We start from the raw sequence: 22,208 nt of genomic DNA, 5'->3' as shown, positions 1-22,208 counted from the left end.
GTGTTTGAGTTTCATCACGTTAGTGATGGAACATAGCTCAAAATGTATCGCTAACGATACTTTATCGTTTTTAATAAAACGATAAGAAAAAATTGACGAGATATCATGTATCTCTATTTCGCTTGGCTTTTGTTCAGTTTTCAAAGAACTCGTTTGTCGTTGTTTTCCTCAGCGACATTTATTATAATAACATAACATTTTGTTCTGCGCAATACTTTTTTCAAAAAGTTTTTTCGCAACCACCACTAAAACATTCAATCTTTTGTGGCGACAAGTATTAATTTATCACAAATAATAATTCTGCGCAATAACTAATTAAAATTTAATTTTTGCGGCTAGATATAATAATCTATCACAAATCGGCATGCATAGCAACATTTACTCCCTACTCTCCTTTTACCACAGTTTTCTTTTCTAAAACCTCAATTTCTACTTCTCCATCACCTAGAAGTTACTGAAGCACCAAAACGATTTTGTCGTCCTTTCTATTATAATAAGGAAGAAAGGAAGCAGAGGCACATTCCCCTAAAGCAAATGTAAGCTTCCTAACTGACCAAGTTCATCCCCTGTAGTCGACAACCATACAACCGATCAAAACGAGGGACGGTATTTTGAACTTGATGCAACAACAGTTCCCTATAATCTTTCATCCGTTTCCATCCATTTAAAACTTTGATCTCCGTTAATCTTCTTCCGCGTTCACTGAAAAAGTCGATTTCTCCTTTTTCAACGCCCTCTTTCTTCTTAATTACTAAAGTATAGAAATCATCATTTAGAAAACCCTAGGAAGAAAGGTTTTTTTGGAAGGAGAATGCAAGAGATGAGTCAATCAAATAAACAAATTCAACAAATGGCCGATTGGATCAAAACAAATGCTGTTCATATTACCGAAGGATCCGTCAATAAAACGATGATTAGACATAGTCTGTTTGTAGAATTTGATGTACAAGATGAAGAAGTGATCGATGAGGTATATAATTTAATCACTGAGTGAAAATGAGGCAACTTTGTTTATCAAGCTGTATGTAACCATAGCACAGTCCGCAAAAACAGGAAATTCACTGGCTTTGTCAACGACAAAACCCGATAATCCATTAAAAGTGGGTCAAGGTACCTGTCCCCGTGACCCATGTCCCCGTGACCCACCTTTATTTTACATGCTTAAACTCGTATTGTTTGTACTTCACCATAGACAAAATTCCAAGAATCGGTCCAATGGCCAATAAGGCAAAAACCCATTCCCAACCAACATATCTCTGAATCAAGGGAATGAGATTGATAGAAAAAATCGTGATTAAAAAGCCAATACACATTTGAAAAGTGAGGGCTGTCCCTACATATTCCACTTCTGCTACCTCCGAAACAGCTGCGGAAAACTGGGCAGAGTCTGATATAACAGACATCCCCCAAATAAAAGAAAGAATGAGTGTCAACCAAATAAAATGGCCATATGTTAGCCCGATTAACACCGCACAGGTAGCACTGATGACCATGGAGTAAATCGTTAAGTTCGACCTTCCGACTTTATCTGAGATGACACCACCCAATACACATCCAATGCCACCAGCAATTCCTATTGAAAGAAAGGATGCTAAGGCAATAAACCAATAGGAAGTTTCAGGTGAATAACTTATAAAACTAGCAGCCAAAAACGCAGGAAGCCACGTCCACATCGCATACAGTTCCCACATGTGTCCGAAATAGCCGTAGTTGGCTAACATCACCGGTTTATTTTTTACAACCTTTTTGATTAATTTAAATGAAAAAGAAGATTTGTTTGAAGTTCCTGGGGCATCTTCTAAAACCCAATATACAATGGCTGCTGCTAATCCTGCTAATACGGACGTAATGATGATAACGACCTTCCAATTTAATGAAGAGAAGAACATCATAACAACATGAGGCAAAGATGATCCTAGAGTTAACGCTGCAATTAAGATACCAATAGCAAGCCCCCTTCTTTTCGGAAACCATTGTGATAACATTTTAACGGCTATTGGATAAACCCCAGCTAGAGTGACTCCATTTAAAATTCTAAGTAATAGACCGATGGAAAAATGACCAGCAAGTAATAGCAAAGCATTCAGTATTGCCCCCAGTAGCGCTGATATAGCAAAAATTTTTCGGGGATTATAACGATCAGCTAAACCAAAATACGAACTCACCAATGCTCCCAAGACAAACCCCATTGGAACCGCTGTAGACAACCAGACTTCTAAATGGGAGCTAAGATTCCACATTTGAATGAATTCAAAGGCAATAACCGATGCACTGAACCACAAGCTTAATGAGAATAGTACCGCTAACCCAATCCATAGTAACGCTCTCCAAGATCCCCGTTTCATAAAATCCCCCCTTCATACATTAAGCTGGAATCTCTTGCACGGATTCTATCTAAACATTCAGAAAAATAATACCGAGCTTGTTTGAATCACAAAAAAGAAGATCAATTCAGTTCATTACAGTTGATCATACTATAGGTGAAGCAAAAATAACACTTACTGATTAACTATACGCGTACGACTAATGCGCCTTGTGCGCTATCGTTGAGATTTTCAGTAAAGCTACAAAAAAAGAACACCCCTATCGGATGCATGTGGTTGAATCTAGTTAATATAGTATAGACAAGGTTCCCCCAGAAGGCACAAAGAAGACCTTGTCTGAGGGGCCAGGTACCAAAGGGACACCAGTTCCGCTATTTTCTCAAAATCTAGTAATTTGAGAGGTTTGGAGGACACAGAATCCGCTAATTACTAAAAATCACCTCTCTGACACCCTTCAAACACGAAATAGCGGAACCTCAGTCCTCCAACAACGGAAAATCGCTGTTTTTGTCACAGATAACGGAATATGAGTCCACTAAAAATGCCGGTTGCTCCCGGTAATTAGTGGGTCAAGGAACCTGTCCGAGGGCACTGAAAAAGTTGGATTTTCCTTTTTCAGTGCCCTCCAAGCAATGTGCGGAGCCACTGCCCTCTTTTTGTAAAGCCTGCTATGAGTAGGTTTCTCATAGCAGGCGCGCAGTGTGCGAAGCCATTGCTACTTAATCGAGGCATTGAAAAAGGTTGGTTTGTACCTTTTTCAGTGGTCTCAACCTGTCCCTATGACCCACCTATGCTCGCTTTCATTTCTTCTACACTCTCAACCTCAAAGCCTAAGTCGATCAGCATTTTCTCATCCTCGGTGTTCTCTTGACCTGCAGTTGTTAAATAGTCCCCAACAAAAATAGAATTTGCTGCGTATAAACCAATAGGTTGCAATGAACGTAGATTGACCTCTCTCCCACCGGAGATGCGAATTTCCTTTGTTGGGTTAACAAAGCGGAAAAGAGCTAATACCTTTAAGCAATACAGTGGATTTAATTCATTTACTCCTTCTAATGGAGTACCATCAATGGCATGTAAAAAGTTAACAGGGATTGAATCCGCATCTAGCACTTTTAAACTATTTGCCATATCGATGACGTCCTGCTTTGATTCTTTCATTCCAACGATAACACCTGAGCAAGGAGACATTCCCGCATTTTTCGCTGTCTCCACTGTATTTACGCGATCATCATATGTATGTGACGTTGTTATGGTCGAATGATTTCTTTCTGAAGTATTAATGTTATGGTTGTACCGATCAACTCCAGCTTCTTTCAGTCGTAACGCCTGTTCCGGCTTTAACAAGCCAAGGCATGCACAGATTTTTATCCCATATGTTTCTTTAATTTCTTTAACTGCGTCTACTACTCGATCGATTTCTTTATTAGAAGGACCACGACCACTTGCCACAATACAATATGTACCAATGTTCAAATCGTAGGCACGTTTTGCTCCTTTTACTAAATTCTCTTTATCTATCATTTTGTATGTCTCAACGGGTGCATTGGAAATAGAGGATTGAGAACAGTAGCCACAATTCTCAGGACAGAGACCAGATTTTGCATTCATGATCATATTTAGTTTTACTTTTTTTCCAAAGTACCTCTTTCTAATTTGAAATGACGCATGCATCAGCAAAAGAACATCCTCATCAGGACATTCCAAAATAGAAAGCGCCTCATCATTTGTAATACTAGCACCATCCAACACCTTTGTTGCAAGTTCAGACCATTGATTCATCTCGTCCCCTCCATGTTTATAATTTTGAACCCTATCGGCTGAGTTCACCTACTGAAAATACTCGATATGTAAACCTAATAATAACAAAAGTTAACAATATAAATATAAAGTTGTTTCCTTTAATTGTCAATAATTGAACAGACTTTAAATCTATTAGCATATTAGCCTATACTTTAGACGGCAAACGCCTGAAGAACCTCTTTTTTATAAAAAATGAAATGCCTTGTTTCTTTCTAACCGAAATGAAAAAGCCTAATTCCTCCTTATCTCAAAACGGGAATTAGGCTTTGCTACTATTAGAAAGAAGGGTAATCATCCCCCTTGCTTTCTTCGACGGACACCAGTTCCGCTATTTTCTCACAAAAGAGCATTTCAAGAGGTTCAGAGGACACAGAATCCGCTAGTTGCTGAATATAGCCACTCTGGCACCCTACAAACATAAAATAGCGGAACCTCAGTCCACCAACACCGAAAAGTCACTGTTTTTGTCACAGATAACGGAACGTGAGTCCATTTGTTTGACCCTAAAAAGAAGTGGGTCAAGGTACCTGTCCCCATGACCCACTCTGCTGCATCAGCTGGATGTTTCTAATGATGCCTGCATAGCCGGGCTAATTTCTGTATGAGGGTAGTTAATTTGTTCTCCAAATTCGACCCAGTCGAGATTTGCCATCATGAGCAAGTAGCGTTTGCCGCTAGCTGGATCGCTAATGATGATATGGTCACGGCCAGCCGTTTCAACGCGACCTTGATAGACCATTGAATTCCATCTGCTGTTACCTTGGTAAGTAAAGTAGAATGTACCAATTTTTCCTTTATTGAAGCGCAGGATATTTTCAATAAACGATTCTTCTATCACACCTGTCGGCAGTTGCTGTCCCGTCCCCAGTGGCATAACTGGCGTAGAATATGCCGGTCCAGAAGCATCCCTGCCATAAAGCCGTTTGGTTGTTGTGTGGCATTGAACCTCATCATGGGATTTGGATTAAATCCAGGATAATAACTAGAGTTTCCACAAGTCATGAGAAAATCATCTCCTTTTTTTTTATCTATAAAATTCAGGGCAATAGCCCGGTATAGCGACATAGAAACAATGATTTTTGTGTGCAAAATCGAACTGGGTCATAGGGGATCTTGGCATCGTAGGGGTACAAGGATCTCGGTAAGCTTGCCCTGGACTCGGATTAAAAAACCACAAATTCTGTCTTGCTCGAGGATTCCTATGACCATGCAATAAATCTCTGGCTCTTTGAAGATCTTCTTCGTTGGGACGCTGTGTATACAACGCTCCATTTAGAACTGGCTCGAAGTGAGGAATGCCCGTTCCTGGTATCGTTTGATAAATAGCATGATTGATCGTGCGCAAATTTCTAAAGTCCGGCTCACAGTCCGCCTCGACCCGATTGGCCACAACCGTTCCTACCAGATCCATCCCTTCAGCACCTTCACCGATCGCCTCTGCCAGCATGAGCCTTGCTAAAGAATCCACGTCACGCTCCGTATGTTTGATTCGCCTACCCATTCACTCACCCCCTTCGGCTTATACAAGTAACTTATTGCCTAAAGTGTATTTTGGTAGCTTGCCTATCCGCCCAAACCTAGGAATTTGCATAGAAAAACGAATAAGGAAAAAGAGCTGCCGATTCTGACAGCTCTTTTCCTTATTCTCTTTTTTATAACCCCAAACGGACACCAGTTCCGCTATTTCCTCCAAAACTAGCATATTTAAAGGGTTCGCGGACACTGGATCGGCTATTTGCCGAAAATCCTCATCCTGATAGCCGTTAAACACGAAATAGCGGAACCTCAGTCCGCCAACACCACAAAATCACTGTTTTTGTCACAGATAACGGAACGTGAGTCCGCTTAAAGATGATGATACCCCCTCGCAAAAAAATGGGTCAAGGTACCTGTCCCCCCGACCCACTTTTCTTATTGTTGAGATTCAAATTCATCAAGCAATGCCCGGACTTCATCGGTTGATGATGTGTTCATTAATTGATTTCTTAATTCGCTCGCTCCTCGAAATCCACTAACATAGATTTTAAAGAAACGATGAAGCGACTTGAATGGACGTGTGATGTATTCTTTAGAATAGTGATCATAAAGGTCCAGATGCAATCTTAAGAGATCGAGCAATTCCTTGCTGCTATGCTCTTTTGGTTCCTTTTCAAAGGCGAATGGATTTTTAAAAATTCCACGCCCGATCATCACCCCATCGACCCCGTACTTTTCTACGAGCTCCAAGCCCATTTCACGGTCAAGAATATCGCCATTAATCGTCAAAAGCGTATGTGGTGCCACTTCATCACGAAGTTTTTTAATCTCAGGAATCAATTCCCAATGGGCCGCTACTTTACTCATTTCCTTTTTTGTTCGTAAGTGAATAGAGAGATTAGCGATATCTTGTTTCAATATGTGTGTTAGCCAGTCGCGCCATTCATCAACCTTTGAGTAGCCAAGCCGTGTCTTCACACTTACAGGCAAACCTCCTGCTTTCGCAGCTTGAATCAACTCAGCTGCAACGTCTGGGCGTCGAATCAAACCGCATCCTTTCCCGTTTGATACGACATTGGGAGCAGGACAGCCCATATTAATATCCACACCGCGAAACCCTTCTTTCGCCATGCCAATGCTCATTTGCCGAAAGTGCTCGGGTTCATCCCCCATATATGTGCCACAATCGGTTGTTCATCTTCTGTAAAAGTCAAACGCCCACGCACACTGTGGTTGCCCTCCGGATGACAATAACTGACCGTGTTTGCGAACTCTGTAAAAAACACGTCAGGTCTAGCTGCCGCGCTTACGACATGTCGGAAAACAACATCCGTCACTTCTTCCATTGGTGCTAATATAAAAAACGGCCGTGGTAAATCTAGCCAAAAATTATTTGTCATCATCAAAACCCTCTCACAATGGGACATCAAAATTCCCAAATTTAAAAAGCAAACTTGTTGCTTATTTCTTTTCCTTTTATTCTTATACCACGCAAAAGGACTTTTTATCAAATGAAAGAGAATTTAAATAATAGTTCCATTCATGCTCACACCTTACAGTTCAACAAAACTTCGAACTCTGCAAGGAACACTTTTCAATTTTAAGGGGACAACCGTTAGCCGTTTTCTACTTATAAAAAAGTACCTATCACCACACACGTTTTGTCAAAATCACTTCGACAAAACGTTGTGGTGATAGGCATCTAAACTCACTTCACATAGTTGCAAAGCTTCCCAATATGCTCCACATCCACTTCTACAACATCACCCGACTTCATTGGACAACTGCCTGATGGTGAACCAGTAGCTAGAACATCGCCTGGTTCAAGGGTCATAATCTGTGACACCCAACTAATGAGAAAAGGAATGGATAATGACATTTCATTCGTATTTCCTTCTTGCACAACGTTCCCGTTTAAAGTCGTTACAATCTTCAAGTTCATTGGATCAAGACCTGTCACAATACAAGGGCCCAATGGACCAAACGTATCGAAGCCTTTTCCTCTCGTAAACTGTGGATCTAATTTAGTAAGATCTCTTGCGGTCACATCATTGAAAATCGTACATCCAAAAACATAATCTAAAGCATCTTCTTCTTTTATATTTTTCCCACGTTTCCCAATAACAAGTGCTACTTCCCCTTCCAACTCTACCTGTTTCGTTAGAGTAGTCGGCGGAAGGACGATTTCCTCTTGATCGGAAATAATGGAGGAAGTGGGTTTTAAAAACAGAAAAGGTTCAGCTCGATTCGCCTCTCCTCCAGTCTCTTTTGCGTGTGCAGCATATGTCCAACCAAAATTAACGATTTTTGATGGAGCTACTGGTGCTAAAATCTCAACTTCACTATATTTAACCCTTTCACCCTCATAGGTGAACTCATTGTTAGCAACTTCCGCAAAATCATTCGACAATTGTATGATTTCATCTCCGTCAACGATTCCATAAGACACGTTATCTCCACACTTATAACGGACGATCGTTCTCACCTTTTCTAACGTCTTCATTTCCACATGACCCCTTTTCTCAAAAAATGTTCCTAATTGTTCCTAGTTAGTAGAAGAAGATGGCGAAAATCCAAGTATTCAACCCAACTTTACTCCCACGATATTGTTAAAATTATCGCCGATCCTCTCATCAAACATCGGCTTATGAATCATAAGAAAAATGGCATTAGCAAACCAGCTAATAGGAGAATAAGAGCTCCGCCTAGCCTTGAAGCAATTTGAGCAAAAGGCATTAACTGCATTCGCTTTGAAGCTGATAATACAGCAACATCTCCGGTACCTCCCATATTTGCCATACAAAGACCTGCAGAAATAGCTGATTCAATTGGATAAAACCCAACTATTTTTCCAAATAAGGCTGCACCTAACACCGCTCCACATACAACGCCTGCAACAAGAAGAATATATTGTACGCTTAAAGCAGCTAAAACGGCATTTAAATCGGTAAAAGCGACACCAATCCCAAAAAGCAAAGCAAGCGTCCACGTTTTTGCTACAAATTGATACCACTGACTAGCACCTTCCACCACATTCGCCGGAATGACATTTGCGATTTTAGCAATAGCTACTAGAATAATCATTAATGCATATGGATGAAGAGGAATGATGGCCCCTAGTAAGTGACCACAAGCAAAGAATAACAAAGCTGCAAGCAAACCAATTCCCATTTTAGAAATATCAAATTTCGACTTCTGCTCTTCCATTTTGAATCCAGGAATAAGTTGGCCGTTACCTGTTAATGATGGTACTTTCTTTCCAAGGCTGTTTAACAAACTTGCAAATACAATGGCAAAAACATTACCAAGAGCTAATGCAGGTACAAGAATTGAAATATAATAGCTCGGTGGGTTACCTAAAAACTCAGAATAGACTTGCGCCATCGGAATAGCGCCTGCCCCCATTCCACCACCAAGGATCGGTAACGTAATGACTAGTACGGCTTCTTGAAGAGAGAACCCAATAAAAAACGCTACGATGACCGCAATCAACATGGCACCTATTACCGCTCCGAAAATAGGAACAAAATAACGAACCCCAATTTTCATGAGAACTTTGGAATTCATTCCCAAAATACTCCCGGTAATTAAGGCAGCAATGTAGAAATCAAGAAAACCACCCGTTGTCATAAAATCGCTTACAGAGGTTGCTACTGTTTCTGGAAGAATTCCGCTGTACACCATATAAGCAGAACCAAAAATAGCGACAATCGCTCCGCCACCTAAATAACTTTTTACGATGGGTAAGCGATCACCAATCCAACCAAGGGCTTCGCCAAACACAACCATCACAAGTAAACTACCAATCATTCCTGCAGGTAAATTCCCCGTATAAACGGTTACAATGGTTAACGTTAAAAATGTCATAAACCAAAAAATAGGCAGTCCTAAAATCTTTATTTCCTTTTTCTGATTTAATTTATATATCACGTCTTTCTCCTCAATGGACTCTTCCAATTTCCTCGCTGTTTGTTCTGATTGCCCCATTTTAATCACTCTCCTTTTAACATCTCTGTCTGGTTTTCATTCATTCATAGTTAAAACTACTTGATCTACTTCTATTTCGCTTTACGATTGGATACGTTGGTTTGAGCTCAGTTTTAGGTATCATGCTTGCAATCACGAAATGAAACGGTTTAAGAAATATCCTCTACATGTATATCGGGGACTGATGGATGTAGCGCTTTCAAAAAAGTACCCGCTTCATTGTTAGTCTCTACCTTGCTGACTACTTCAATTTTCCTACCATGCTGACGGTGTAAGTTCACCGCTTCCCTTTTGAACTTATTTCTACTCACTCTATATCCCCCTTAACAGAAAACGTTTTCATTTATCTAATTGAATTTTATTAAATTTGACTAAATTGTGATAGGTTATGAAATTAATGAAAGGTTTTGTAATTAAAAAAAGCGACGTATAGTCGCTTAATAAAAATGTTGAAAGGTTGATTTTGTTAACTCTTTATTGATGTATAAATAGACCGGCCTTCCTACTGCGCCATACGTCATCCTCTCAGCAAGAACCCCTATTTCCTTCAGAAATTTAATATATTTTCTAACAGAAACCCTTGAGATCTGTACTTCAGCCGCTAGTTCATCCGTTGAAAAAGGATGTTCTCCCTTCTCCAAGATGGCTTCCGTAATCAACTGTAGTGTATTGGCTGTTAAGCCCTTCGGTAGGGATACAAATTGATTTTCATTCTGGGCAAAGATTTTACGGTCCAATTCTTCTTGATTTAATGAATGTTGCTTTTTGAGTAACCTATGCTTTTCTCGATAAGTCGTTAATGACTGATTAAAACGCTCAAACTCAAATGGTTTAATCATATAATCAACGGCACCGCACCTAAGAGCTATTTGTATCGAATCAACATCATCGGCTGCTGTAATGAGTATCACATCGACCTTCCATTTATTTACGTTCCTAATATATTGTATTAACTCCAGCCCATTTTTGCCTGCCATGAATATATCTAATAAAAGTAAATCAACTTCTTCTTTTCCTAACAGTTCAATGGCTTCATCAAAGGATTTGGCTATTCCCGTTAAATGAAACCCTTCGATTTCGTTTAAATATCGCTTATTGAATTCTGCTACCATTGGGTCATCTTCAATAATCAAAACGTTAATCAATAGAATCCACCTCTGCCTCATATGGAATTTCAACGGTAACCGTCGTTCCTAACCCTTTTAATGTATCAATTGTTAGATTTCCACCTAGATGATCAATGCTCTTTTTTACAAGCACTAAGCCATATCCCCGATCTTTTCCCTTCGTTGAAAATCCTTTTTCAAAAATATCAGCCATGTCCTCTGACTTAATACCTGGTCCTGTATCCTTCACTTCTATTTTCAGCAAATTCCGATCAAACGACAAACGCACATCTACTTTTTTAAAGGTCGTATTTTCAGTCGCTTCAATTGCATTGTTAACCAAATTCCCAATAATTGTAATAACTTCATGAATCGTGTCCGCTGAATTGGTTTCCGGAACAACATTTTCACTTTTGATTGTTAAATTCACATCGCATTCTCTCGCGTAACTTAATTTGCCTAATAAAAAACCTGATAAAACAGCGTCTTTAATATCCGTTACTTGACTAATTTCATGATTTTTATGATTGACTAGTTGAAGAATAAATGATTTTAACTGTTCATAAGCACCGATTCGAACCATTCCCAAAATGACATGAAGATTATTTTTTACTTCATGTGATTGTGCACGCAATGCATCCACATATAATTTCACTCCAGTTAATTGCTTGGCTAATTCTTTTACCTCCGTTTTATCTCGAATCGTAGAGATTGCACCGATAATTTGATCATCTACTATGAGCGGAACACGATTCACTAAAAAGGTCATTCCATTAATGGAAAGCTCTGCACCAAGTTCTGGCTTTCCTGTTTTTAACACTCGTTCTAATCCTGTCATAGGTAAATATTTATTCACTTCCATTCCAGTCGGCTCTTCAGGCAAGCCTGCCTTTTTAAACATTTTTTTAGCGGATTTATTGACTAGCGTAATTTTCCCATCTTTATCAACTGCTACAATCCCTTCATGAACAGATTGAAGCATGGCACTTCGCTCTTCCAATATCTTCGCAATGGCAGATGGCTCAAGACCGTATAATGTCTTTTTTATATAGTTAGCAATCAATACGGCTCCGATTAATCCAAGAAGAAGACCTAGAATGGATCCTAAAACAATGTTTTTATGATTTTGATTAATAATATCTTGAAGATTTTCTAAGGAAATCCCTACAGCTACCGCTCCAATTTGCTCATTTCTATCGTTTATGACAGGAGTAAAAGACCTAAGTGAAGTCGTTAACGTCCCTTCAGAGATTGAACTATATTCATTCCCTTCCAAAGCTAACGTTTCATCTCCTCCCATAAAGGCTTTCCTACATACTCTCTATTCGGGTGAGAATATCGAATCCCATTCATATCCATAACAACAACAAAAAGAACTTCAGCTAATTCACGAACTTCATTAGCATAATGCTGAATTTCCTCAGACTCGCCTTCCTTTAAACCAACTTGTACAACTTCGGATTGCGCAACAATTCGAGCAATGGCTAATGCCTTCTCTTCTTCCTTGCTTATACTATTTTCATTAATGGATTTACTAACTAGAAGGTCTGTAAGAAGCAAAGAAAAGAGAACAACGATAAAAATGAGGCAAATAATAATTTTGCGTAAAGTTAATTTTCTTTTCAGCAAACAAATACCTACTTCCTAAATTATTTAAACGATTTGACTATTCCTTACATATAGTAGCCAATCCGTTTAATCTTCTCAATTAAATTTTTCCTCCTACATCTTCTTTCTTACCGTAGTGAAATAGAATGCTACTGTCTTGTAACCCTTTTTTTCTTTCACCCGTTTTGTGTCATAGTTCAATCAAACTCTTTCCTTTAAAGAAACCTGTTACAGATGTAAGATCTCATGGAAGAAATGGAATTAGAATAGATTGTAACATGATTACTGTAGCTTTTACCTTATTTATCATCGTTCTTTGTTGGCCATGTCAGGTAAGCATTTATTAGAGCTGGGTCAAGGAACCTGTCCCCATGACCCAGTTGACTATGTAAAATTTTATTACTATAATATTAAACTATTAACATTCGGCTAATGGGTTTTTTAGAATTAAATGAATGAGTAGAAAGGTAGGTGAAATTATCCTAGACGACTATTATAGGTGTATACAGTTAAGAAAGAGAGCAAGTGGCCCTTCTGTTCCGTAGTCTTTTTCTCCAGACATCAAGAAGAAATCATCAATAAAAGATTACAATAACGATCTCGCTTCGTTATACGTTATGGAGGAAAAGAATGAAAACAAGAAAGAATTTGAAAACGGATTGGACTACATTTGCGGTTAGTGGAGGGTTTTTACTCCTCTTTGTCATGTTTGCACTTATTGACATTCATATGGTTGAGGGGTGGGTAACGGAATCCTTCAATTGGTCGGTCACCTTTTTTGGTGCTTATTGGCAGTTATTATTATTAGGAAATTTTGTGATAGGGCTGATATTAGCTTTTTCGAGATATGGAAATCTGAAGTTAGGTAAAATGGAGAAACCCGAGAATGGGTATTTCCGTTGGATTTCGATGATTTTATGTATTCTTCTAGCTAGTGGTGGTGTATTTTGGGCTGCATCAGAGCCAATCTATCATTTTGTGACAACTCCACCGTTGTTTGCTAATGATGGGATGACACCGCTAGAGGCAATTATACCAGCTTTATCCCAAAGCTTTGTTCACTGGGGCTTCCTAGCTTGGGCTTGTTTAGGTACGTTAACTACCATTGTCCTCATGTATGCACATTATCATAAAGGATATCCCCTTAAACCACGTGCCATTTTATATCCTATTTTTGGTGAAAAAATATTTGGTAAAAGTATCATTGGTTCAACGGCTGATATTGTTTCCATTATTGCGGTTGCTGCAGGGACAATGGGGCCTATCGGATTTTTAGGTTTGCAAATTGGATATGGTATTCATGTTTTATTTGATGTTCCAAATACGTTAGCTACAAACATAATCGTTGTTGGAGCACTCATCTTGATTGCAGCTATATCTGTAGCAAGTGGGGTTGACAAAGGAATTCAATTCTTAAGTCGGTTAAATGTGATATTTGTTGTCTTATTAGCGGCTATCATTCTCATTATGGGCCCAACCATGTTTTTAATCGATTCTTTTATTGGTGCTCAAGCTTTTCAATTACAGCATTTTTTCGAAATGAATTTATATCGCGGAGATCAAGCTTGGCTTGGTTATTGGACTGTCTTTTTCTGGGGTTGGTTCCTAGGATATGCACCAATGGTTGCTATTTTCATTAGTAGAATATCGCGTGGTCGCACGATTAGAGAGCTTATTGTAGCCGTGTCGATTATCGCTCCATTGGTTAGTAATTTCTGGTTTACAGTTGTTGGTGGCACTGGTTTATCTCATGAACTTAATGATCCTGGTTCCATTTCAGGACCATTAAGTGATGGCGGCATGCCCGCGACCGTAATGGCCATTATGGACCAACTACCAATGGGATTATGGTTGGCTATTGGATTCTTAATTGTTAGTATTGTGTTTGTATCGACGACAGTTGATTCCATTTCCTATACAGTAGCCGTAACCTTACAAGGAACAGAACATCCACAAAAATGGATGAGGGTCTTTTGGGTCGTTCTATTCGGGATCTTATCGGTCGTTCTCCTCACCATTGGTGAAGGAAGTATCCAGCATTACAAAACTTTATTGTTGTAACAGCCGTACCCGTATCGATCTTGCTCCTTCCACCACTATGGAGTGCACCAAAAGTTGTCAAGCAGATGGCGAAAGAACAGGAGATCGTCTCTTCTGTTGAATCTGTGAAAGAAGTGAAAGTCAAATAATTAATTGTGCCTGCCACCACCCGGATGTTGTCTTAGATTAGACATACTTCGGATCGTGGCAGGCACTTAATCTATGCGGACACCAGTTCCGCTATTTCCTCAAAAACGAGCATTTTGAAGAGCTTCGAGGACACAGAATCCGCTATTTGCCCAAAACCACCGTCCTGACACCTTCAAACACGAAATAACGGAACCTCAGTCCTCGAACACCGGAGAATCACTGTTTTTGTCACAAATAACGGAACGTGAGTCCGCTTGAGGCGCTGACCTTCCCTCCCTATAAAAAAGTGGGTCATGGAACCTGTCCCCATGACCCACACAAATTTATAGATTTACGTAGTTTCTCCACTTATGAACCGGCTTCCAGTTTAAGAGTTTCTTAGCCTTTTCATTATTTAACAGCGGGGCGAAACCAGTTAACTCTTTTCTAAAGTCTAAAACACTCGTAAAGCATGTTTCCATAAGTTGTTTGCTCTCAATATCCATACTTGTTTCATCGGCTCCAATATTAAGCGCAACAGATCCCAGTCCCTCTGCCTCAACGGCTAATCGATATGCACTTGCTGCATCTCGTGTATCAATATAACTCCACAAAATTGGTTTTCGCTCTTCAGGGTTATGGATGAATCTAGGAAAATTCTTGTACATTTCAGGAGATATCACATTTCCCAATCTGAATGATACGACCTGCATCCCCGTTCTACGGTGAATCATATCAGCGGTTTTCTCATTAACAATCTTCGATAAACCATAGCTTTCTTCCGGTAATTGCGGATGATCCTCATCAATTGGTACATATTGCGGTTGTAAATCTTGCTTTGAAAAACATATCCCATAGGAAGACTCACTTGAAGATATAACCGCTTTTTTAATTCCTAAATTCCCTGCTGCTTCTAAAATGTTATACGTGGACATCGTATTATTTTGAAAGGTTACTTCGTTCGGATGAGAATAGGCTACCGGAATTGCGGCAAGATGGACAACTGCATCCGCACCTGCTAATACCCCATACACTTCACCTAAATTCGTTAAGTCAGTAATAACTGTTTTGCAAAGTGCTTCTTTTGGATGTTTCATATCTGCATTGATGACTTCGTAACCATGTTCTAAAAATTCTTGTATGACTGCTGTTCCAAGCAGCCCACTTCCACCTGTTATGACAACCTTTTGCATTTCAAACCCTCCCTATTCTATAACAAAACGTGACTCTCTGTGCTTCCTAAATGGTAAGCATCTAGTAATTCTACACACTTTGTTTATCGATTGAACTAAGTATATGTTAACGGTTTCAAAATAGCAAGTAATTCGTTTTTTGTGGGTCATGGGGACATGGGTCATGGGGACAGGTTCCTTGACCCAGTTTGTTTGAGGTGTGAAATAAGAACAAAAAATTCCTCTTTATACAGGTTATTCACTTTTAAACGTACAGGCACTGAATCTAAGCGGACACCAGTTCCGCTATTTCCTCAAATACGAGCATATCGAAGAGCTTCGAGGACACAGAATCCGCTATTTGCACAAAATCACCGTCCTAACACCCTTCAAACACGAAATAGCGGAACCTCTGTCCGCGAACACCGGAAAATCACTGTTTTTGTCACAGTTAACGGAACGTGAGTCCGCTTGAGCCTCTGAATTTCCCAGCAAAAAGTGGGTCACGGTACCTGTCCCCATGACCCATGTCCCCATGACCCAATAATTACTCATTTTATTTCTCCCCCTCAATCAAACTACTCACTTTATTACATACAATCAAAAAATATATCTCTTTTTTCGTATCCTTCTCCATTACTTTAAGTACAATCGTTCATAGAACCAATAGAATTAAACCTAATTCTCGTAGTTTATGAGTAATTAGGTTTCTGATCGCATTTGCGAATCATATAAACTTGTCATCGGTTCGTTTTTATCTATTGGTTTACGAGTAACAAAATTCTAAGAAGGGAACGGTCGCTTTGATAAAGGTAAGGCAATCGTAAATGTTGTACCGACCCCGCTCTCGCTATCTACTTGAATTGTGCCTTCATGACCTTCAATGATTTGAAAGCATACCATTAAACCAATACCTGTCCCTTTTTCTTTTGTCGTGTAGAAAGGTTCACCAATTTTTTCTAACACTTCTTTCGGCATCCCAAATCCTTGATCAATCAATTGAACGACAATATTACCATCCATCTCACTGATTTTTATCTGAATTTGTCCACCATTTTCCATCGCTTCTATTGCGTTTTTAACCAAGTTAATAAAAACCTGCTTGATTTTGGTTTCTTCACAGCTTATGTAAATCTCTTTTTTTGTAGCTTGCAAGGTCATCTCAATGCTTTTATTGTTAGCTTCCGAGGTAAGCAACAATGTAACTTCCTCCATTAGTTGAACCATATTAAGATCTTGACGATTTTCAGAGTGAGGTTTAGCTAGTGCTAATAATTCACTTGTTATTTGTTCAACTCGAGAAAGCTCACTATCAATTACACTATAATAAAAATTGTTTGCATGGCCTTCTTGTTTGATCATTTGAAAGAACCCCTTGATTGCTGTTAACGGATTGCGAATTTCGTGAGCAATTCCGGCAGCGAGTTCCCCAGCAGTGTTCAGTTTCTCTGTACGAATAAGCAATCTTTCATTTTCCTTCTCCTGGCTAATATCAATAAAGGAATGTAAGGTCGATGACTCCCCCTCATATAACAGCTCAATGGAATTGACAATGTAATATTTTTTCTTCTCATTACTTAATGGGAATTCATGTGTTTGATACTGCTTTTTTCCAACCGGGTCTCTATCATACTTTTCAAAGAATAAAAGCAAGTGATCATTATAGTTCGTATTTTTCTGAACATTGTTTAAAAATTGTTCCCTCGCTTTGTTGTTGATGAAAAGGATTGTCGTACCTCTTCTTATAATCATCGGATACGGTAATTGCTCGATAACAGTTTGGAAATTTTGCTGACTTTCCGTAATCACTTCGCTGATTCTCTTCTCATTTTCTAGACGATTCGTCTGATCACGATGTTCTTTGTTTTCTTTTGCAAACTTCCGAAGCTGTTCATTCTTTTCTATTGATGGGATTTCAAGAAAACTTTTATCATAAAGAGGAGATGTAATAAATTCACGATCTGTCATAAAATGCGTGTGTATCCTCATTAACTCATTTTGAAGGTAGGCAGGGAGGGTTAAGCCATTATAAGCACAAACTGAGACCAAGTTATTCTTTTGGATAAACTGGTCACTATTATGTTCATATATTCGAAGTCTATCTACAGTACATACATCATCTGTCAAGAGAACATGTCCCCACGTTCGCAAACTAAATCCTTCATCCAAATAAGGATTTAGCATATCTATTAAACTTCCTGTTTTTTCGAGATGGAATTGATCTCCAACAAGATAAGTTTCTGCACTATCAACAAAAAGTAGCTTTTGGTAGTCTATAGAATGATCGTCTCTTGCTTTTAGTTGATCTAGAACTTGATCGAACGTTTCTTTCGTTTCAACAAATAAAATCACTTCATTCTTTAATAAGCCATTCATGATGAAGCTAATAGCATTTTCAATATATTTATCCTTTTCATTGAATATGTATAGAATATGAGATCCAGCATCCATTTGTTGCCAAACATCCTCAGTAAAATCTTCTGAATTCTTTAGAATCATCGTTTACCCCCCCTACCTGCTTTTCACTTTTTGAATAATGAACAGATATATGTAAAATGGTAACATACATACCCCATATATACGAGTGATCTGCAATTCCTCTATGAATCTCTTTTTTTGCTCAACTAATCAAAGGTAATGGAATGTAAACGTTACTCCTTTTCCTTCTTTACGAGTAAAGTCAATCTTCCCTTTATACCGATCAATAATGGTATAAAAAATCATTAAACAAATCCTATTTCCTTTCATTTCAAAGAAAGACGTTATCCCTATAAAGAGGAATAACGCCTTTTGCAAATTCGTGTCGTTATTGATTTTAAGTGATTAGCGAGACAAAGCTTTAAAAGAATGAAGTCATCTAATGTAAAACGACATTCGTTAATTTGATCTAGTAAGTTCGTGTTGTTCGCGTAGTTTCTGAGTGGCAGCGACCATGTTTCGTAGAGAAGCGATGGTTTCTTCTTCATGTCGTGTTTTTAACCCACAATCAGGATTCACCCAGAACTGTTCTTTTGCAATGACTTCTAGGCTTTCATTTAAAATGGTATCAATCTCTTCCATACTCGGTACACGCGGACTATGAATATCATACACTCCTAACCCAATACCAAGTTCATATGGATTTTTCTTTAGTGATTGAATGAGTTCTCCGTGGCTTCTAGATGTTTCAATTGAAATAACATCTGCGTCAAGGGCACGAATGGGTTCAATAAAGTCATTAAACTCGCAATAGCACATATGGGTATGAATTTGCGTTTCATTCTTTACACTTGAAGTCGCTAATTTAAAGGCATTGACTGCCCATGATAAATATTCATTCCAATTTTCTTTACGTAAAGGCAAACCTTCACGCAAGGCTGGTTCATCGACTTGAATGATGGAAATCCCCGCATCTTCTAACGCTTGAATCTCTTCTCTTAACGCTAGAGCTATTTGGTTGGCAACTTGCTCACGTGAGATGTCATCACGGACAAAGGACCAATTTAAAATCGTGACCGGACCTGTTAACATCCCCTTCACATGCTTAGACGTTAATTGCTGCGCCTCTTCTACTTCCTTTACCGTCATGGGGGCAGTCCACTCTACATCGCCATAGATAATAGGCGGTTTCACGCAGCGTGATCCGTATGATACTACCCATGCTTTTTCGGTAAAGGCAAACCCATTTAACTTCTCACCAAAGTACTCTACCATGTCTGTGCGCTCAAATTCACCATGTACCAAAACGTCCAACCCAATTTCTTCTTGAATCTGAATCCAACGGGCCGTTTCCATTTTTACAAATTCTGCGTAGGCAGAGTCTGTGATTTCCTTTTTGCGCCAGGCTGTACGTGTGCGTTTCACTTCATCTGATTGAGGGAAACTCCCAATGGTTGTAGTTGGATAATCTGGCAATTTCAATACTTCTTTTTGTAACGTTTGCCGTTGTTTAAACGGAATTGGACGTAAAAAATGCTCTGGCTTAACTTGCGATACTAGCTCCTTCACACGTCTGTTTTGCCTAGCTTCGTGATTGACCAATGCTTCGGTTGCGAGCATGCTTTTTGACACACTTTTATTTCCTGCCCAGTCCTCATCGCGTACATATGATGTGATATGTGTGATCTCCACAATTTTCTCATCCGCAAAGGCTAAAGCATTTCTTAACGTGCTATCTAAGTTTGTTTCAGACTTTGTTGTGACCGGTACATGCTGCAAACTACACGAGGATTGAATCCAGACTTCTTCTGCACCACTTAATGATAATATCGCTTTTACATCAGCCGCTTTTTCAGCTAAATTTGCAATCCATATATCACGTCCATTCACCACTCCGACTCCTAGTACTTTATCCGGCGGGAAACCGTATGTACGAAGGGAGTCCAGGTTCTCTTCTTTACCATGTACAAAATCAAGGCCAATCCCTGCAACAGGTAATTGAGATAACTCTTCATAGGCAGATAGCCCTTCGAAATACGTTTGTAACATAATTTGAGCATCTGGTACTTCTTCTGCCAATTGTTTGTACATTTCTTGTACTAATTTCACATCTTCCGTTGATAAGGAAAGAACGAATGCAGGTTCTTCGACTTGAATCCACGTTGCTCCTGCATCTACGAGTTGCTGTAGTGCTTGTGCATATAATGGCAAAAGCTTTAAAATAAACAACGCTTTCGATTTGGCGTCATATCCTTTCGCTAATTGGATAAAAGTAAATGGCCCGATGATTGTAGGCTTTGTTATAAGACCTAACTCTTCTTTCGCTTCTAGAAAATAATCTAAGATGTAGTTTTTTGTTAATGTTAGTGGCTGATCTTCATACTCTGGCACGATGTAGTGATAGTTTGTGTTAAACCACTTTGTCATTTCACAAGCAACTACATCGTTTGCCCCACGGGCCATTGAGTAATACGTAGATAAATCTACCTCCCCACCTGTCCAGCTATAACGAGTTGGAACCAATCCAAACATCGCTGCCAGATCAAGCATCCGATCATAATATGTAAAGTCACCAACCGTTAAAAGCTCTAAGCCTAATGATTGCTGGCGCTTCATGTGATCCAAGCGAATCGTCTTCATTTCTAAACGAAATTGCTCTTCTGAAATTTTCTTTTTCCAAAAAGATTCAACACAACGCTTCCATTCCCGATTTTCACCAATGTACGGATAACCAATGGCTGTACTCACTACATTCATTTTCTTCTCCTCCTTTTACATTGCAAATGACCAAATACAAAAAAGCCAAATCCGTGAAAAGGAAATGGCTTTACAATCAAGTTAAAGGTATGACTAAAAAACGTGCAAAAGCACCGTTACTTATAACTCGTTTGTCGTACAATGAATGTCACCACCTATTTCCACGTAGGTATTTGGTGTGTACTAGAAATTGGCAGGTCTCCTGGCTTATCATCAACGCTCCTCACACCTTCCCGTCAAACGACAGTGGCATTTGTGATTCACTCCGACTTACAGTTGCGGGACAGCGACGGAATTACACCGTTCTTCCCTTTTAAGCCAAACCGCAGCTTGGCACCAACTCTTACACGATATGCAATTTTGGTAAATATAACATAGAAATTTGTTTTCGTACATCATTTTCTGAAAAAATAAAAATATTTAAGAAACACCAGACTTTGCGGAGATGAACAGAAAAGAACCTTCTATTTTAACATTCGAAGGTCCCTTACCTTTATTACCTAAATAAAAAACATCATCACTGCTCCAATAATCGTTAATGCCAATATATGATATCCTACAGCAATAAAATAAATGGATACAGGTTTTTTACTGTTTGTTCCTAAGCCGAAAATAAAATCTTTCGCATATGCTAGAGCTACAATGACTCCAACTGCCCCACCGGTTAATGCTCCATCTAGCAAGGATTCTGCCTGTGATAGATAAAGAAACCCATACAACACGATAGACGTTAGGAGTGTAACCAAAGAAAGCAAACCATAATTCGGCTGTTCAGGTTTAATATTCAACCAGTCGATCCAACGATTTCCTACTATTGAATAATAAATCATTCCACTTACCATGTACAAAATGACACCACTGATAATGGCTAAAAGCATTTAACTCACTCTCTTCCTCTATTTCAATCTATCCTTTAGTATTATACTTGATTCTCACCCAAAAGCATCATTGTTCATTAATGGGTCATGGGGACAGGTTCCTTGACCCACTTTTTATGTATGAAGTAAGTATTTTAAATCGTCATTAGACAAATTAAGGTGAATAACCTTCTTAACGCACAGCCACTTGGATCTATCTTAGCTTATCAAACCATTTATACCAACAAATAACACAAATCCAGAAGAAAGAAACGAAAAAATTCCTGTTACTTTTCGTTGCTCTTGTAATTCAGTAATTCCAATAAAAATAAGCATCATCCCTATGAGTAATAGCGTATGGGGCATCATTCCATGTTCACCCGTTATTAGACTGTAAGCTGATAAAGAGATGACCGTAACCGCTAAAATGGTTGTTATGATCTTCATCCATAATTTCATCTACATCCCCCCTAATAAGAATTTGTCAAATCGACATCTACTCAATTATGTTCTCAAACCAAATGATTGCAT

At 39.0% G+C, this 22,208-nt stretch carries 17 protein-coding genes, 1 pseudogene and 1 riboswitch; of the genes and pseudogenes, 2 read left to right on the top strand and 16 right to left on the bottom strand.

The genetic code is table 11. The annotated features are described in order from the left end of the window. Positions 1-820: 820 nt before the first annotated feature. Positions 821-994, top strand: coding sequence for a hypothetical protein (locus JCM9140_RS23800; RefSeq protein ID WP_156314871.1), 174 nt, complete (start codon positions 821-823; stop codon positions 992-994). A 154-nt stretch (positions 995-1,148) separates the two neighbouring features. Here the strand turns inward: JCM9140_RS23800 and JCM9140_RS12910 are convergent, their stop codons facing one another. From JCM9140_RS12910 to JCM9140_RS25215, 10 genes and pseudogenes are all read right to left on the bottom strand, one after another. Continuing rightward, on the bottom strand, positions 1,149-2,345 hold the full coding sequence (locus JCM9140_RS12910) for an MFS transporter (RefSeq protein WP_034747079.1): 1,197 nt from the start codon (positions 2,343-2,345) through the stop codon (positions 1,149-1,151). 756 nt (positions 2,346-3,101) lie between these two features. After that, positions 3,102-4,106: a biotin synthase BioB gene (gene bioB, locus JCM9140_RS12905; protein WP_034747076.1), complete on the bottom strand. Its 1,005-nt coding sequence runs from the start codon at positions 4,104-4,106 to the stop codon at positions 3,102-3,104. A 574-nt stretch (positions 4,107-4,680) separates the two neighbouring features. Beyond that, positions 4,681-4,965 (bottom strand): spore coat protein GerQ, encoded by a 285-nt coding sequence (gene gerQ, locus JCM9140_RS12900; protein WP_439644297.1) that lies wholly within the window; start codon positions 4,963-4,965, stop codon positions 4,681-4,683. Between the two features lie 186 nt (positions 4,966-5,151). Then, positions 5,152-5,628, bottom strand: coding sequence for a cell wall hydrolase (locus tag JCM9140_RS12895; RefSeq protein ID WP_034747073.1), 477 nt, complete (start codon positions 5,626-5,628; stop codon positions 5,152-5,154). Between the two features lie 410 nt (positions 5,629-6,038). Further along, positions 6,039-7,003 (bottom strand): annotated as a pseudogene (locus JCM9140_RS12885) (tRNA dihydrouridine synthase). Between the two features lie 308 nt (positions 7,004-7,311). Next, positions 7,312-8,106 (bottom strand): fumarylacetoacetate hydrolase family protein, encoded by a 795-nt coding sequence (locus JCM9140_RS12880; protein WP_034747068.1) that lies wholly within the window; start codon positions 8,104-8,106, stop codon positions 7,312-7,314. 149 nt (positions 8,107-8,255) lie between these two features. Continuing rightward, positions 8,256-9,590, bottom strand: coding sequence for a 2-hydroxycarboxylate transporter family protein (locus JCM9140_RS12875; RefSeq protein WP_034747065.1), 1,335 nt, complete (start codon positions 9,588-9,590; stop codon positions 8,256-8,258). Between the two features lie 437 nt (positions 9,591-10,027). Continuing rightward, positions 10,028-10,735 (bottom strand): response regulator, encoded by a 708-nt coding sequence (locus JCM9140_RS12870; protein WP_034747062.1) that lies wholly within the window; start codon positions 10,733-10,735, stop codon positions 10,028-10,030. Then, positions 10,728-11,996: a DcuS/MalK family sensor histidine kinase gene (gene dcuS / locus JCM9140_RS12865; protein WP_369384426.1), complete on the bottom strand. Its 1,269-nt coding sequence runs from the start codon at positions 11,994-11,996 to the stop codon at positions 10,728-10,730. The genes JCM9140_RS12870 and dcuS overlap by 8 nt, the downstream gene beginning before the upstream one ends. Continuing rightward, positions 11,975-12,325: a sensor histidine kinase gene (locus JCM9140_RS25215; protein WP_369384425.1), complete on the bottom strand. Its 351-nt coding sequence runs from the start codon at positions 12,323-12,325 to the stop codon at positions 11,975-11,977. Before JCM9140_RS25215 ends, dcuS begins: the two co-directional genes overlap by 22 nt. A gap of 609 nt (positions 12,326-12,934) precedes the next feature. Between JCM9140_RS25215 and JCM9140_RS12860 the strand changes: the two genes are divergently transcribed. Next, complete coding sequence (locus JCM9140_RS12860; RefSeq protein ID WP_369384424.1) at positions 12,935-14,365, top strand: BCCT family transporter; 1,431 nt, start codon at positions 12,935-12,937, stop codon at positions 14,363-14,365. 452 nt (positions 14,366-14,817) lie between these two features. Here the strand turns inward: JCM9140_RS12860 and JCM9140_RS12855 are convergent, their stop codons facing one another. The 6 genes from JCM9140_RS12855 to JCM9140_RS12830 form a co-directional block, all read right to left on the bottom strand. After that, complete coding sequence (locus tag JCM9140_RS12855; protein WP_034747059.1) at positions 14,818-15,666, bottom strand: NAD-dependent epimerase/dehydratase family protein; 849 nt, start codon at positions 15,664-15,666, stop codon at positions 14,818-14,820. Positions 15,667-16,428: 762 nt separating this feature from the next. Further along, positions 16,429-18,144, bottom strand: a complete 1,716-nt coding sequence (locus JCM9140_RS22600) for an ATP-binding protein (RefSeq protein ID WP_052002249.1) — start codon at positions 18,142-18,144, stop codon at positions 16,429-16,431. Positions 18,145-18,273: 129 nt separating this feature from the next. Then, a complete protein-coding gene (locus JCM9140_RS24915) occupies positions 18,274-18,369 on the bottom strand; it encodes a HAMP domain-containing histidine kinase (RefSeq protein ID WP_162232198.1) in 96 nt (31 codons plus the stop codon). A 153-nt stretch (positions 18,370-18,522) separates the two neighbouring features. Then, entirely contained in the window at positions 18,523-20,820 is a 2,298-nt protein-coding gene (gene metE, locus JCM9140_RS12840; RefSeq protein WP_034747054.1) for a 5-methyltetrahydropteroyltriglutamate--homocysteine S-methyltransferase, read from the bottom strand. 175 nt (positions 20,821-20,995) lie between these two features. Then, a riboswitch (cobalamin riboswitch) is annotated at positions 20,996-21,176 on the bottom strand. A gap of 144 nt (positions 21,177-21,320) precedes the next feature. Then, entirely contained in the window at positions 21,321-21,698 is a 378-nt protein-coding gene (locus tag JCM9140_RS12835) for a DUF1761 domain-containing protein (protein WP_034747053.1), read from the bottom strand. 198 nt (positions 21,699-21,896) lie between these two features. Further along, a complete protein-coding gene (locus JCM9140_RS12830) occupies positions 21,897-22,136 on the bottom strand; it encodes a YczI family protein (RefSeq protein ID WP_052002248.1) in 240 nt (79 codons plus the stop codon). Positions 22,137-22,208: the final 72 nt, after the last annotated feature.

Source organism: Halalkalibacter wakoensis JCM 9140 (assembly GCF_000513095.1).
Classification (GTDB): domain Bacteria; phylum Bacillota; class Bacilli; order Bacillales; family Bacillaceae_D; genus Halalkalibacter; species Halalkalibacter wakoensis.
This window is presented reverse-complemented; position numbering and strand designations above follow the sequence as displayed.